At 37.8% G+C, this 14,653-nt stretch carries 12 protein-coding genes; 10 read left to right on the plus strand and 2 right to left on the minus strand.

Features of this window, described 5'->3' with window-relative positions; all coding sequences use genetic code 11:
- Window positions 1-192: 192 nt before the first annotated feature.
- On the minus strand, window positions 193-1,317 hold the full coding sequence (locus tag BCL90_RS16285; RefSeq protein WP_121285051.1) for an AI-2E family transporter: 1,125 nt from the start codon (window positions 1,315-1,317) through the stop codon (window positions 193-195).
- 541 nt (window positions 1,318-1,858) lie between these two features.
- Between BCL90_RS16285 and mnmE the strand changes: the two genes are divergently transcribed.
- The 10 genes from mnmE to BCL90_RS16335 all read left to right on the plus strand — a co-directional run bounded on the left by mnmE (window position 1,859) and on the right by BCL90_RS16335 (window position 13,538).
- Window positions 1,859-3,217 (plus strand): tRNA uridine-5-carboxymethylaminomethyl(34) synthesis GTPase MnmE, encoded by a 1,359-nt coding sequence (gene mnmE, locus BCL90_RS16290; protein ID WP_121285052.1) that lies wholly within the window; start codon window positions 1,859-1,861, stop codon window positions 3,215-3,217.
- A 249-nt stretch (window positions 3,218-3,466) separates the two neighbouring features.
- Entirely contained in the window at window positions 3,467-4,054 is a 588-nt protein-coding gene (locus BCL90_RS16295; protein ID WP_121285053.1) for a helix-turn-helix domain-containing protein, read from the plus strand.
- 154 nt (window positions 4,055-4,208) lie between these two features.
- Window positions 4,209-5,405 (plus strand): site-specific integrase, encoded by a 1,197-nt coding sequence (locus BCL90_RS16300; RefSeq protein WP_121285054.1) that lies wholly within the window; start codon window positions 4,209-4,211, stop codon window positions 5,403-5,405.
- A gap of 33 nt (window positions 5,406-5,438) precedes the next feature.
- Window positions 5,439-5,780, plus strand: coding sequence for a helix-turn-helix domain-containing protein (locus tag BCL90_RS16305; RefSeq protein WP_121285055.1), 342 nt, complete (start codon window positions 5,439-5,441; stop codon window positions 5,778-5,780).
- A 450-nt stretch (window positions 5,781-6,230) separates the two neighbouring features.
- Complete coding sequence (locus tag BCL90_RS16310) at window positions 6,231-7,064, plus strand: RteC domain-containing protein (RefSeq protein ID WP_121285056.1); 834 nt, start codon at window positions 6,231-6,233, stop codon at window positions 7,062-7,064.
- Window positions 7,065-7,344: 280 nt separating this feature from the next.
- Window positions 7,345-7,659, plus strand: coding sequence for a helix-turn-helix domain-containing protein (locus BCL90_RS16315; protein WP_121285057.1), 315 nt, complete (start codon window positions 7,345-7,347; stop codon window positions 7,657-7,659).
- Between the two features lie 75 nt (window positions 7,660-7,734).
- Entirely contained in the window at window positions 7,735-9,228 is a 1,494-nt protein-coding gene (locus tag BCL90_RS16320) for a DUF3945 domain-containing protein (RefSeq protein WP_121285058.1), read from the plus strand.
- Between the two features lie 67 nt (window positions 9,229-9,295).
- Window positions 9,296-11,380, plus strand: a complete 2,085-nt coding sequence (locus BCL90_RS16325; RefSeq protein WP_121285172.1) for a type IA DNA topoisomerase — start codon at window positions 9,296-9,298, stop codon at window positions 11,378-11,380.
- Window positions 11,381-11,573: 193 nt separating this feature from the next.
- Window positions 11,574-12,548 carry an alpha/beta hydrolase gene (locus BCL90_RS16330; protein ID WP_208529887.1) on the plus strand — a complete coding sequence of 325 codons (975 nt, stop codon included), beginning with the start codon at window positions 11,574-11,576 and terminating at the stop codon, window positions 12,546-12,548.
- Between the two features lie 117 nt (window positions 12,549-12,665).
- Window positions 12,666-13,538: a helix-turn-helix domain-containing protein gene (locus BCL90_RS16335; protein ID WP_121285059.1), complete on the plus strand. Its 873-nt coding sequence runs from the start codon at window positions 12,666-12,668 to the stop codon at window positions 13,536-13,538.
- Between the two features lie 175 nt (window positions 13,539-13,713).
- On the opposite strand, the gene BCL90_RS16340 is transcribed toward BCL90_RS16335, so the two are convergent.
- Window positions 13,714-14,610: a hypothetical protein gene (locus BCL90_RS16340; protein WP_134380682.1), complete on the minus strand. Its 897-nt coding sequence runs from the start codon at window positions 14,608-14,610 to the stop codon at window positions 13,714-13,716.
- Window positions 14,611-14,653 lie beyond the last annotated feature (43 nt).

Genomic DNA, 14,653 nt, shown 5'->3' on the forward strand with positions numbered 1-14,653 from the left:
TTACGCTGATTAGCGCAGAACTCATGACGTTTTATATTTTCCATCACCTATAACTATTTCCCGCAGATTACGCTGATCGTGCAAAACTCATTACATTTTATATTTTCCATCACCTAAAACTATTTCCCGCAGATTACGCTGATCGCGCAGAACTCATTACATCTCACATCATCCATCTTACATTTCCCATCCCTATCCTTTTTCTGTTCCCGATTTGGTCGCTACTGCTTTTTTCTTTCTAAAAACGGGGAAAGTCATCGGACTTTTAGCCGGGCGTTCATCTCCAAGTAACACTCCCCATTGTTTGAATGATTCTGTGCGATCGAAGATAATTTTGAGGACAGCCACAATAGGTAATGCAAGGAACATCCCCGAAACACCCGCTATGCTTCCACCAATAAATACCCCTAGAATGGAAAATAAAGCATTAATTTTCACTTTAGAACCCACAATACGCGGCATAAGTATGTTGTTATCCAGAAACTGAACAAATGCAATTACCCCCAAAACCGTAAGCACCGGCCATAACTCCTGCGACGATGTAAGTGTTAACAATACCCCTATTAAGTTACCAATTAAGGCACCCACATAAGGAATCAGGTTTAATATGGCAAAAATTACCCCAATTAACAAGGCATGTTTTATACCGATTAACATCAATATGCCACCCAGTAAAATGGTCATATAGGTAATCTGAATTAACAGCCCGATCAGGTAGCTTTTAATAATCGATTCGGTTTCATAAATCGCTCCTTTTACTTTTGGGTGGTCGTCTGCTTTAAACCACATAAAAATAAAGCGCAATATAATGTCTTTATAAAAGAGCATCAGGTAAATATAAATAGGCAACAACCCGATAAATACAAAAATGCCACTTAAAGTAACTGCAGCACCGCCTGCAAGCGAGGTGCCCATATTCATTAAATCGTCGCTTTTGGTCTGTATAAATGCTTTTTGCTGCTTATCATCATAATGGGTAATGCGGCTGATCCAATCGCTTAAAGAATCGATATGCTGTGTTACATTTGCCTTTATCTGAGGAAAATCTTTAACCAAAATACCAATCTGGTTAGAAAAAAACCAAATAATCAAAGCCACAAATAGCGCTACTAATAAAATTGGCAAAATAATGGCCAGCGATTCTGGTATTTTTTTTCTTTTTAAAAAACGATACAATGGAAGCAACATGATGCTGATAAAAAAAGCCATCAATATCGGCATGATAATATCTCGTCCGATTACCATCACAGCTGCAATGGCCATTAGCCCCAATAATTCTATCGATCGTTTTACGGTGAGGGGTAAATTATTCGTCATAAAAATCTTATTCTGATTTGAATTCTAAACACAGCCGCTGATAAAATGTTTTAAATAATTAGTTGTAGTCAGGAGTCATAAGTCTAAACGATTAATAAGTTGGGAGTAAATTAATCTATTTCTCCTCGATAGGTCACTTTGAGAGATAATTTATTGCATAAAAATAAGTATAAATGACGTTTTTAGGTTTTGAAAATGAATGTCAGTAGTTCGTGGGCTCTGGTAGTCCCGCTATTCGTTCCAGCCGATGAATGATCGGCGTCCACTGTTATCGGGTTTATAATGAAAGTTTTCTGCCTGTAATGTACTTTCAAACCCATGCTTAATGTTAATTATTTTCCCTTATTGTGTTACGCTGAGTGGCGTCGAAGGGCTGACAGGCTTTCTGCCAGTTCATAGTTTTAAGCCTGTAACCTTAATTCGAATATCCGCCAGACCATCAACTATGAACTATTAACCAATGAACCAATCTGAAAAAAATTACTTCCCTTACACCATATACCCATAGATTAGCCTTATTTTTGCAGCTTTAATACCGCACATGAACAATCAAGATACCATTATTGCTTTATCTACCCCTTCAGGTTCTGGCGCCATTGGCGTAATCCGTTTATCTGGTCCGGAGGCTATCTCCCTTACCAATGCCGTATTTGCAGGAAAAGATTTAGAAAAACAGGCTTCGCATACTTTACATTTCGGCCTGGTTAAAGATGGCGATCATATTGTGGATGAAGTGGTGGCGGGTTTATTTGTTGCTCCTAAATCCTACACCAAAGAAAACGTGGTAGAAATTTCCTGCCATGGTTCTAACTATATTATTCAGCAGATTATTAACCTGTTAATCAGCAAAGGTGCCCGTGCCGCCAAACCCGGCGAATTTACCTTACGTGCTTTTTTAAACGGGGCTTTCGATCTGAGTCAGGCAGAAGCTGTTGCCGATTTAATTGCCTCTAATTCTAAAGCTTCACATGATGTGGCCATGCAACAGATGCGAGGTGGTTTTGCCAATGAATTAAAAGGATTACGCGAACAACTGATCCATTTTGCTTCGATGATCGAACTGGAACTTGATTTTGCCGAAGAGGATGTAGAATTTGCCAATCGTGAGCAGTTGAAAAACCTGGTGAACAAGATCAATTACGTTTTACAACGTTTAATCTCTTCTTTCGAAATGGGAAATGTAATTAAAAATGGGGTTCCCATTGTTATTGCTGGCAAACCCAATGTAGGCAAATCTACCTTGTTAAATGCCCTCCTGAACGAGGAACGCGCTATCGTTTCTGACATTGCCGGCACCACACGCGATACCATTGAAGATGAACTCACCATAGGCGGCATTGTTTTCCGTTTTATCGATACCGCCGGAATCCGCGATACAGCAGATATAATCGAAGCTTTAGGAGTAGAACGCACGCTGGAGAAAATGAAACAGGCTAAACTGATCATTTATATGGCCGATGCCGCTCAAAGTATTTTAGAAATTGAAGAGCAGATCCGGGGTTTGGCACAGCTGGCTATCCCCTATTTAATTTTAGTCAATAAAGCCGATCTCCTTGCCGATGCACAACGTAAAGCTTTTGAAGCTTTAAATGTTGTTTTTATCTCTGCCAAAGAGAAACAGGGCATCGATGAATTAAAAAACACTTTACTGGAGCAGGTTAACTTGCATCATATTAACACCAGCGAAACCCTGGTAACCAATATCCGCCATGTAGAAGCGTTAAAACAAACAGAACATGCTTTACAAAACGTTTTGGCCAATGTAGATAATCCGGTTACCTCCGATTTTTTAGCAATGGACATTAAACAGGCGCTGCATTATCTTGGTGAGATAACCGGTACGGTAACCACCGATGACTTGCTGGAGAATATATTTACTAAGTTTTGTATCGGCAAGTAAGTACGCAAAACAGAACAAATTAAAGCAAACTAAATCATTGATAATTAGTAATTTAATTAAAATTGTTTTTGATTGAATTTTTAATGTATTGATCTGTTTTGGTCAGTTTTGTCCCCCATTTGTCCCTTAAAAACTGAACTCTTATAAATTTTAAATAACGGAGAAATAACTTCGCTTAAGGTATCTTAATGTAGCTTATTGCACTTTAATGTATCTTAATGTGTCTTAGTATCCGCAAAATAAAATGTTATGAGTTCAAATATTAAGATTAGAAGAATCTGCCAGCATTGCGGGCACGAGTTCGTTGCCAAAACTACAGTTACCAAGTACTGCGGTGATACATGTGCGAAGAGAGCATATAAGGCAAGAATTAAAGAACAAAAGATCGAGAAAAGTGAGATCGAAACCCAGAAACAAAGGGAAGTTCCTTATATATCTGTCCAAAGTTTAGAATATTTGACAGTTAAGGAAGTGGCAGGCATGTTGAAATGCGATCCGAGAACGGTCTATGATATGGTAAATTCCGGCAGGCTCAACGCTATAAATCTTTCTCTAAGAAAAATCCGCATTCTTAAAAAAGATCTTGATGCCATATTCTCCGATCCAGCAAATTTAATAACAGAGCGCAACAATGCATTGGGTGGCAACAAACGCCCATCCCTCAAAAACTGCTATACAATCGGTGAAATACTTGCAAAATATTCACTTGCTGAAAAGACGCTGCAAAGTATAATCATTCTGCACAGTATTCCAAAATATAATGTCGGTAAGTTTGTTTATGTCGCCAAACAGGATATTGATCCTATTTTAAAAAGATTTATTCTAGCGGAACCATAAGTAATCAATCTTTTATTTCTAAAGCGTACTTCGTGTGCGGGTACTATTGCATATCTAATTTATTGGCCGGATAAAGCCAAATAATGCCTTTGAGTGCAATTGCAATGTATTACTCACTTCTACCCATTAATTTAACACTAAATCTGCTATTAATATGTCAAAAGTTACACTCAGAAAGAAGGCAATTAGTAAAGGAAGACAAACCTTATTTCTAGATATCTACCCTCCTGTCCCAAATCCAAAAACTGGGAAAATGCAAAGAAAGTATTATTTAAAAATATTTATTTATGGGCGTCCGAGAACCGAATTGGAAAGGGATCACAATAAAGAAACTTTAAGTTTGGGAGAGCATCTGCGGGCCAAACGTCAACTTGATGTCCAAAATAGAAGATTCGATTTTCTGTCTGAATCAAAATTGAAATCTAATTTCATTGATTTTTTTAAAGATGAAGCCGCAAAAAGAGCAGGGAGTGCAAATTGGCGGATGTCTGTTAACTACTTTAAGGAATTCGTAGGTGAAGAATTTCCGTTCACCCATTTGAATGAAACTTTCTGCGAAGAATACGCCGATTTCCTTCTGTCATCGCCTGGAATAGGCCGGGCAAAACGAAAGATAAAAACTAATACTGCCGTTAGTTACTTTGCTAAATTTAAAAGTACTTTAAAAGAAGCTTATAAAAAAAGGTTCTTACCTGTTGACCTGGGTAGAATTGTGGACAGTATAACACCTGAAGACACCCATAGGGAATTTCTCTTTATGCATGAATTGGAGAAATTGGCGACATCACCTTGTGATCTGCCAGTAGTGAAAAAAGCAGGTTTATTTTCAGCCATGACGGGGTTCCGATATTCTGATGTTGAAACCCTGTTATGGAAGGAAATTCAAGGTGCTGAAGACAATTATTATATTTTGTATAATCAGGAAAAAACTGAAAGTGCCGAGTATTATCCAGTTTCCAATCAAATAATTCAATTACTTGGCCCTCCAGGTCCTGCAGATGCAAAGGTTTTTGATGGATTAAAGTATGACCATGTCGTTAAAGAACTAAAAAAATGGCTTATAAATGCGGGTATAGAGAAACATTTTACTTTTCATGGTTTCAGACACACCTTCGCAACCTTACAACTTGCGTCCGGCACTTCGATTTATACAGTTTCAAAATTACTAGGACATAAAAATATTAAAACAACTGAAATATATACTAAGATTGTAGATAGTCTGAAAAAAGAAGCATCAGAAAAGATCAAACTAAGTATTTTCAATATTGGAGAAAAACTAATTTCAGCTCCATCGGTAATGGATGACAATGATAGCCAAATACATCCTTGCTCTGCCAATTCAGTTAGATAAGCTTCCAATTTAATTACAATTGAGAAAAAAATTATGAAAGAGTATTCATTTGAGCAGTTGCCTAAGTTTATGGCAAGGATGGAAGAAAAATTAGATAGAATCGAAGTTCTTTTAGAAACTTATCAGAAAGATTTACCAGAAAATGATTTTATAGGAGCCAAAGAAGCGTGTGAGATTCTAAAATTCACCCTGCCAACACTATACACGAAAGTTTGCAAGCGTGAAGTTCCTTTTTACAAACAAGGAAATCGGCTCTACTTTTCAAGAGTAGAATTACTAAATTGGATTCAGGAAGGCAAAAAAAAATCATTAAGTGAGATTAATTCTAGCGCTATAGAAATAGCTAAAAAGATGGGAAAAAGAAATCGATATTAAATTCAATCCTCGCATCTTCACCAACATGCACAGCAGTGGCGGTACTGCTGAATGAAAGGATGTTGATTAACTGTTCAAAATTTAAGGGCTTTACCGGATCAGTCATGGTTTGGCTTATTTTTCAGTTCACAAAAATACAAAAATAGAGTAAATGTACTGCCACTGGCTATGTAAACCAATTCGAATTGAATTACAGAGTGATAGATAAATTTTTCCATTAGAATTCTCTCGCTTCAAATATAAATCCTTGCTAAAAATATAAAATTAAAGTATTAATGCATTTGTGAGAATGCAGAATAAACATATATTAATAATACATAATGTATTATGTTGTGGATATAATAAATCATAATAATGATACATTTCAGTATCAAAAAGTGAATTATATTTCTTAAGTTGATGAAATAACCCTCTTAGGGAATAGTAATTATTCACTTATACTACTACACCATGTCACAACGAATCTACCAAGATGCGATTTTACGCATCTCAGAACAAGAGCAGAGGACAAGTCTTGAATCCTCGAACATCATTGCCGATTCTTACCGCATGACCAGCTTCCTCAGGGAACTGCTTGCCCAAATGAAACAGCACGTTTTAATGAAAGGATTTACGAATAAAGCCGAAGAAATTGAGTTCTTCAGGAAAGTTAAACCACAGATCCTGGGCAAACTGATGTATTACAACAGGGTGTACCGGGTTGAAATATCATGCCCTGTTGCAGAAGGCAAGTGCCGGCAGAAATATTACTCCGGAGAATTGCAGCTTTTAAAACACGAATACCAGGACCAGATCGTCAATTCAGATTTTTTTCGCTACTATCGCTCAGGGCGGACTGATCTGGACCATGAGTATTTTGAACTTGGAAAAATAAACTTTGACAGTGGATTAGACAGTTACGTCTTTGAAATAGATTCCCAATTTTCCACATATTATGATTATAAAGTAGCCAGTATTGTTGCCAGTGAGCTGATGTATTCACACTTGATGTCTAAGATCAAACCTGATTTTGTAGAGGTCCCTCATGACAAAGAGTTTTACTGGAGCGATTCCAAAAATGCTCTGATTGAACTTCTTTATGCGCTACATGCAGCACACAGTATATCAGGCGGCAGAGTAGGCATCCGTAAGATAACAGCCGTTTTGCAGGTTCTATTCAGAATAAAGCTCGGCGATATTCACCACGCATTTCACCGGATGAAAGTAAGGGGCGGCAGCAGAACTGCATTTCTGGACCGCTTGAAAACTTCACTGGAGGAATATATGGATAAGGAAGCTTCCTAAGTTCATTCGAACACAATAGCTAACCTTTAATGTAACAGTTTTTTTGTATTGTTCTAAGCAATGCAATGTCTTCGTATTGCCAATCCCTGCCAATTGGCTGGTACTCATTTGGTAAAAAATCACAGCTCTAAATGAGCATCTATGCTCTTCTGACCCAGCTAAGCAATTTCATTTTTTTCAACAAACATTACTTTTCCATTGGTAATACTTGGCGTTTCAGTCAAAACCTGATTTTCAACTTTGGAAGGAAATAACAATAACCTCTAAATACGAAAATGCTATGGAAATCGACAAAATGGAATTCCAGTATTGGATGAAAAGGCTTCTGGAAAGGTTCGATGTTTTGAGCGACCAGATCAGGAGCAATAGCAAAGGTTTGAGTGCTATAGACGGCGAAGAACTTCTGGATAACCAGGATGTTTTACAGAAACTTAAAATAAGTTCCCGCTCCCTGCAGCGTTACCGTTCGTCCGGTAAGCTTCCTTACTTCCTGATCAGCGGCAAGATCTACTATAAGCTTTCCGATGTCCATCAGTTTATACGAAACAGCTTTTCCAATTCCCTGGAAAAGTTAGGGACAAAGAAAGACAAGTAACGCCATTGAGCGACTTTTGAATATCGGAGAATATGATGCATGTAGTTTTGAAAGCAAATTACAAAACCAAGCATTATGAGCGAAGAACAAAACATTCAACAGGAAAGCCCTGACCAGCTTTCTGACATTCTCTTGGTCCTGAACAAGGAAACCATGAAACTTGAGGCGGTGAAGGGCGTCGGAAAAGATGGCAAGCTGGAAACAGTACCACCAAATAAAGAAAATGAAAATCAGTTTATGCGGGTTGATAAAAACGGCGACATCTTCTCCAATTTTTTTAAAAACTTCCTAAGCCAGCTTAAAAACCCCACCAAGTTTTCATTTTTCAAGGTGCCTTCAGTTTCGGCAGTACAGAAAGCCGCTGATATCAAAGAGGCAGTTGAAAAGCCATCGCCTCAAGGCAATAAGCTTTTGTCAGAACACGAAGTGAAACCTGACGGAAAAATATCCCAGGAGCAGAAAGAACAAAATGAATCATTAAATCAAAATACAATGGAAAATCAACAAACAGCAACAGCCTCTGAGGGAGGCCAATCTACTGGAGAATACCGCTATAAAGCAGAAGATATTGACTGGAAAACAATGTCCAATCTAGGCCTTAGCCAGGAGAAAATGGAGAAAATGAAAATCCTTGAACCGTTATTGAAAGGATATAAAACGAATGAGCTGGTTCCCATCAGCTTAAACTTAGGCACGGCCATTACCCGCCTGGATGCGAGACTGTCACTGCAGGCCAATGAAGAAGGAAAGGTTGTCGTGGCTATTCATGGTATCCGTAAGGAACCCAATTTAAATTATTCATTTTTCGGACATGAGTTTAGCAAAGAGGATAAAGCCAATTTGCTCAAAACCGGAAATATGGGCAGGATTGTCGAGCTGACACACGGTAAGACAGGGGAAAAGATCCCTTCAATCATCAGTGTAGACCGGTTAACGAATGAACTGATTGCACTCAGGGCAGATAAAATTAAGGTTCCGGATGAAATAAAAGGCATAGTACTCAATGAACACCAAAAGCAAACACTCTTAGAAGGGCAGCCTTTGCAATTGAAAGGGATGATTTCATCTAAGGGAGCATCTTTCGATGCATCTGTCCAATTCAACGCGGACAAGCGATATGTTGAATTTCTCTTTGACCGGACAACAGACAACAGGCAGACGCAGAATACTTCTCAAGTACAAAATCAACCCAGGGAAGCGCCGGCTGAATTCAGAGGTCAAAGACTTACTGATGAGCAATACAATCAGTTTAAAGAAGGCCAGACCATTCATATTGATGGCTTAGTAGATAAAAAAGGTAAAGCGTATCAGGGCTATATCACTTATAACAAAGAAACCGGAAATACAGATTTCGCCTTCAAAAACCCAAATGAAATGAAGGATCAGCTACAACCGACAGAAGCACATAAGACACAGGTGGCAGTTAATTCGGATGGAAAAACCAATGAGTCTACAAAACAAAATAATGAACCTTTGAAATCCGGTCAGGCCAACCCTGATACGGCGAAGGAGCAGCAAAAGCAGGACACTAGAAATACACCCACCAAATCGAAAGGCAGAAAAATTTAATCATCCTATAAAATACCATTCTTAAATGCCTGTTACCAGGCATTTTTTTTACCCAAAAATTTACAAAATGAAAGCAGTAATAGCAGAAAAACCAAGCGTTGCGCGGGAGATAGCAGCACTTCTGGGAGCCACTGAAAAAAGAGATGGCTTTTTAACAGGTAATGGTTATATGGTCACCTGGGCCTTTGGTCATTTGATCGCATTGGGGATGCCTGAAGATTATGGAGTTGTTGGATTTAGAAAAGAAGCCCTACCCATCCTACCTGATCCTTTCGTACTTACCATTCGAAAAGTGAAGAAGGATAAAGGCTATATAACAGATTCCGGTGCGTTAAAGCAGTTGAATATCATTGAGCAGGTCGTTAAAAAATGCGACACTCTAATTGTTGCTACCGATGCGGGTCGCGAGGGCGAATTGATTTTCCGATACATCTACGAGTACTTAGACTGCAATAAACCCTTCGAACGGCTATGGATAAGCTCGCTTACAGAAAAAGCCATTAAGCAGGGTTTCGCCAACCTCAGGCCCGGCAGGGATTTTGACGGTTTGTTTGAGGCGGCAAAAAGTAGAAGCCGTGCAGACTGGTTGGTTGGAATCAACGCTACGCAGGCATTGAGCATAGCGGCAGGAACGGGTATTTATTCTCTGGGTAGAGTACAGACACCTACATTGGCACTTATTTGCAAACGGTATCTGGAAAATAAGAATTTTTCATCGATTCCTTATTGGCAGATTGTCCTGCAGCACAGAAAAGACTTTATTGACTTTAAAAGCACCTCTAAAACAAAGTGGGACGACAAGAAAAAAGCGGAAGAATTGTTACGGGCTATTCAGCGCAAAGGCATTGCAGCAATTACATCTGTGGAAAGCAAAAATATTTCCGAGCAGCCACCATTATTATTTGACCTGACAGGTTTACAAAAGGAAGCCAATAAAAAGCTGAATTTATCAGCAGATGAGACTTTAACGATTGCTCAAAGTCTATATGAAAACAAATTTATCACATATCCTCGTACCGGCAGTAAGTATATCCCTGAAGACCTTTGGCCGGAAATTCCGAACCTGCTTAGGGCATTGGGCGATCATGAACGGTTTAAAGACGCGGTTTCCACATTACACTGGGGTCGGTTCAATAAGCGAATTGTGAACGACTTAAAGGTAACTGACCATCATGGCCTGTTGATCACTGAAAAAGTACCTTCTTCGGTGACCGGAAATGAAAAGGCAATTTATGATCTGATTGCTTTCCGCCTGCTGGAATCTGTATCCAGTGTATGTTCAAAAAAAATAACTGATATCACAGCAGAAATACTGGATTGTGATTTTTACCTGAAAAGCTGCAAAATCATTGAACCGGGATGGCGTGCCGTCAAAGGATTGTTTTCAGAGGAAGATGATGAAACAGTGCAGGATCTTCCGGATTTCAATGTGGGTGATGAACTGAAGATTAAGGAAGCTTTAGTTATGGAAAAGAAAACAGCAGCCCCACCACTTTATACCGAAGCTTCGCTCCTGTCCGCGATGGAAAATGCAGGAAAAGTGATTGAAAATGATGAGGCGCGTAAGATTTTACAGCAAGTCGGGATAGGTACGCCTGCTACCAGGGCATCGATCATCGAAACATTATTTACCAGAGATTATGTGAAAAGAGATAAAAAATCTTTAATACCCACCGAAAAAGGCTTGCAGGTGTATGAGCTCGTAAAAGACAAAAAAATTGGTGATGTCTTGATGACTGCTGAATGGGAACTGTCACTGCAAAAAATCGAAAATGGTGAAGCTGATTCCCCAAGATTTCAAAAAGAAATGGAAAACTATGCCTCAGCTATAACGCAGGAATTGCTTAATACTTCCGTTATCCATGAAAATTTGCCTGAGCTATTATGTCCTAAATGCCGAAATCAACTGTTGATACGCGATAAGATTGTTAAATGTCAGGATGTGGAATGTGGCTGGGTGCAGTACCGCTATGTGTGTGGCGTACAATTGAGCATTTCAGATATAGAAAGCTTACTGGTCAAAGGAAAAACCTCACTGATAAAAGGAATGAAGAGTAAAGCCGGAAATAAGTTTAATGCATTTATCAAATTGAATGAAAACGGCGAAACCGGCTTTGAATTTGAGCAGCGCAAACCAAAAAAAAAGAAATAGTATGCTCTTTTCCGACCTCTCGCCAATGTTATATGGAGACGATTTAGAATTTTCAAAATCAGTTAAATAGAAAATAGCCACCCTCCAACAACTACTATTACAAATTGCTACTATCTGACTATTTTCTACTGAATATTGACTTAACCATAAGAAGGTTTAAATGATAATTTTACATCAAATTAAAAGTTAAAATATGGAAAAGAATAATTCTTCAATAGAAGGAGGTTCAATAATCGATTCAAAAATGGATGAAGGTATTCAAGAACCTAAGAGTGTACATTTCAGAAGTGGTAATTTAACCTTAGCTGGTCATTTATATATTCCCTTTGACTTTAAAGAGGGAGAAAAAAGACCCGCAGTAATTGTTCTATCACCCGGAGGTGGCATTAAAGAACAGACTTCTGGACGTTACGCCAGTGAATTGTCAAAAAAAGGATTTATAGCGTTGGCCTTTGATCATCGTTCTTATGGAGAAAGTGAAGGTTATCCTCGTTTTGATGAAGATCCATTTACGAAAGTAGAGGACACGAAGAATGCTGTGAGCTATTTGACAACAAGAACTGAAGTAGATTCTGAGCGCATAGGGGTAATGGGAATATGTGGAGGTGGCGGTGTAGCTCCAACAGCAGCAGCAACTGACAGACGAATTAAAGCTGTTGCTACTGTTAGTGGAATGACGGATCAACGTGGAGCGATGGCGGAGCAATTTGGAGACCACAAAACTTTAATTTCGGTGTTAGATGCATGTTCTCATACTAGAAGTGAAATTGCTTTAGGCAAAGAACCTATCTATTATCCATTGATACCTCCTGCTGACGCACCGAATGTAATGGATTTATTAAAACAGGCACCAGACTACTATTTTAATACTTCTAGAGGTGCACATCCTAATTGGGAGAATAAGATATTACCCTCTTCAATGGAAAAACTAGCAACTTTTTCAGCATTGGATACAATTAAGTTGATATCGCCCAATCCAATTCTATTAATTGCTGGAAGTAAAGCTGGAAGTAGAAAACAAAATGAGATTGCATACGAAACCGCTGAAGAACCGAAGGAATTATTCATCATTGATAATGCAACTCACCTCGACCTCTATGATATTGATTGTTTTGTTTCTTCCGCACTGGAAAAACTTACAGAATTTTTTGGTAAAAACTTAAAATAATATTTTAATCTTTCTTTTAGCTGAAAGAACTAAAAGAAAGATTAATGTTTAATTTGATAAGCAAATTCAAAAAACGTGTAATTTTGTTGATGATATATAATTAACACTAAACACACTATGAAGACTGATGATTTGGAAACTTCACCAGAGCTGACTGTTTTCTGTCAGGAAGACGTCCTTGAAAATATTAGATTAGAGTACCCTTTCCAATCCGCTAATTTTTCTATAATCCATATTGAAAGGGGATCCCTGCACCTTTTATGTAATGCTAAATTTTATATTCTAAATGGTAATAGCTTATTTTTTGCATTACCGGGATCAAAATATGAAATTAGAAAAAAATCAGAAGACTGTTCATTTATAGGGTGTAGTTTTACAAAAAGTTATTTGCAATCTATAGGAATATATACTGAGAGTGAAAAAATGGCACGTATATTTTCCGATAAAATTCAAATGCATTGTATGTTGACTACTGAGGAATCACGAGACGTTTGCTCTGATCTCACTAGTTTATACAGGAAGACGAAATATGATGTTAATACCCCATATTTGAATCAGATTTTAAAATATTCTTTTCTTGCATTTTTGTACACATCTTCATTAGTATTTTATAGAGGGAACGATGTGCCGAAGATGAAACTAAATCGCAGTGAGGAGATTGCTGACAATTTTATTGCTTTTCTGAACACATATATAAAAACAGAACGTAGTGTACAATTTTACGCTGATTCACTTCATATATCATTGAGGCACCTTTCAAAAGTTATTAAAAACGTACTTGGTAAATCGCCAAGTGTTGTCATCAATGAAGGCTTGATTAGGGAAGCTAAGATATTATTGTCTAACAAGTTTAATAATATTTCAGAAATATCCGACATGCTGCAGTTTAGTGATCCATCATCTTTTGGAAAGTATTTTAAAAGATACTCCGGATATACGCCAACAGAGTACCGGCAAAGCTTTCAAAACATTAATATTCATCTCTTTTAACTCAACTTGACCTTGTAAAAAAACACAGAGATCTGTTTGTGCTTTATCTTTCAATTTCTTAAAGTCGGAATAGTTTCTTTTAAAATTTACACAGAGAAATTCGGAAGAATCCTGATAAAAGGGTATCTCAACAGAAAGACTATAAGTCATGTTCCTATTGATTAAATCTATCCTTTTAGATCACAAACAGAATATCATCAATATAATCAGCGACGACCGGGTGCTTCCAATAAACCTTGGTCACCCAGTCTCCTTCTCCGGTATGAGGATCGGTAATAGCGTAAAAAGGTTGTGCACAAGCAACTATATTGCTGTTGGTAGATCTGTCAAGAACTTTAGAACTCGAAACCGCATGTTTCTTAATTTCTTCATCATAATTAACTTCATCGGGTAAATTTTGAGTCAGATATTGGAAATCAGGAATGTACCAATCAGTACAAGTTGTTTTGTGAGTACTGTAATAAGCAGTATCAATACTGCCTATTTCCCAGATATCCTGGTAGAAATTATATCTTAGACCATCCGGGTCTGAATCAGATGGCATAAATAGTGCAATATCAAATATTCTTCCTTCGCCGGAGCTGTCAATAGGAAAATTCAGATCGAAAATATCGGCAATTTTACCGGTTTGTTTATCCATCACAACGATTTTATACTTTCTGTTATCCTTGCGTTGGATGGCTTCGTAATCATGAAGTCTTTTGTAATCAAGATTTGTCGTAATATCAATTCTACAATTATCAACCCCGTCAAAATTCCCTGTAAAATCACATTTTATCCCAAAATCAAAAGTTGGGTCAAGAGTAAATTCATCTTTGTGGTTGGAATAGAAATCTAGCTCCGCTTTGAGACCGAACCAATCTGTTGGTTTTAGTTTGTTACGATAATTATCCAACATTTTATAAGCTTCCAAAGTTCCGTCCTTGTTAAAAATGCTGAAAATAATGCGCTTGGCTTTGTTATAGATTTCTGCTGGATGTTCCATAGTTCGCAGGTTATAATTTTTGTGGGTATAATATATTAATAATTTTATTACTGTTCGAAAAGGACATTCTAAGCCAAATGGTGCCATTAAAAGCATTATAATAAAGAGAGTAGTTCTCCAATATATTTTT

The sequence above is a fragment of the Pedobacter alluvionis genome (assembly GCF_003664035.1).
Lineage (GTDB): Bacteria > Bacteroidota > Bacteroidia > Sphingobacteriales > Sphingobacteriaceae > Pedobacter > Pedobacter alluvionis.

What these genes read in the sequence shown, in the direction of transcription:
- BCL90_RS16300 (WP_121285054.1), top strand. Translation starts at nt 4,209, where the DNA reads ATGTCAAAAGTTACACTCAGAAAGAAGGCAATTAGTAAAGGAAGACAA.
- BCL90_RS16330 (WP_208529887.1), top strand. Translation starts at nt 11,574, where the DNA reads ATGGAAAAGAATAATTCTTCAATAGAAGGAGGTTCAATAATCGATTCA.
- BCL90_RS16335 (WP_121285059.1), top strand. Translation starts at nt 12,666, where the DNA reads ATGAAGACTGATGATTTGGAAACTTCACCAGAGCTGACTGTTTTCTGT.
- BCL90_RS16285 (WP_121285051.1), bottom strand. Translation starts at nt 1,317, where the DNA reads ATGACGAATAATTTACCCCTCACCGTAAAACGATCGATAGAATTATTG.
- BCL90_RS16340 (WP_134380682.1), bottom strand. Translation starts at nt 14,610, where the DNA reads ATGGCACCATTTGGCTTAGAATGTCCTTTTCGAACAGTAATAAAATTA.
- BCL90_RS16320 (WP_121285058.1), top strand. Translation starts at nt 7,735, where the DNA reads ATGAGCGAAGAACAAAACATTCAACAGGAAAGCCCTGACCAGCTTTCT.
- BCL90_RS16315 (WP_121285057.1), top strand. Translation starts at nt 7,345, where the DNA reads ATGGAAATCGACAAAATGGAATTCCAGTATTGGATGAAAAGGCTTCTG.
- mnmE (WP_121285052.1), top strand. Translation starts at nt 1,859, where the DNA reads ATGAACAATCAAGATACCATTATTGCTTTATCTACCCCTTCAGGTTCT.
- BCL90_RS16295 (WP_121285053.1), top strand. Translation starts at nt 3,467, where the DNA reads ATGAGTTCAAATATTAAGATTAGAAGAATCTGCCAGCATTGCGGGCAC.
- BCL90_RS16310 (WP_121285056.1), top strand. Translation starts at nt 6,231, where the DNA reads ATGTCACAACGAATCTACCAAGATGCGATTTTACGCATCTCAGAACAA.
- BCL90_RS16305 (WP_121285055.1), top strand. Translation starts at nt 5,439, where the DNA reads ATGAAAGAGTATTCATTTGAGCAGTTGCCTAAGTTTATGGCAAGGATG.
- BCL90_RS16325 (WP_121285172.1), top strand. Translation starts at nt 9,296, where the DNA reads ATGAAAGCAGTAATAGCAGAAAAACCAAGCGTTGCGCGGGAGATAGCA.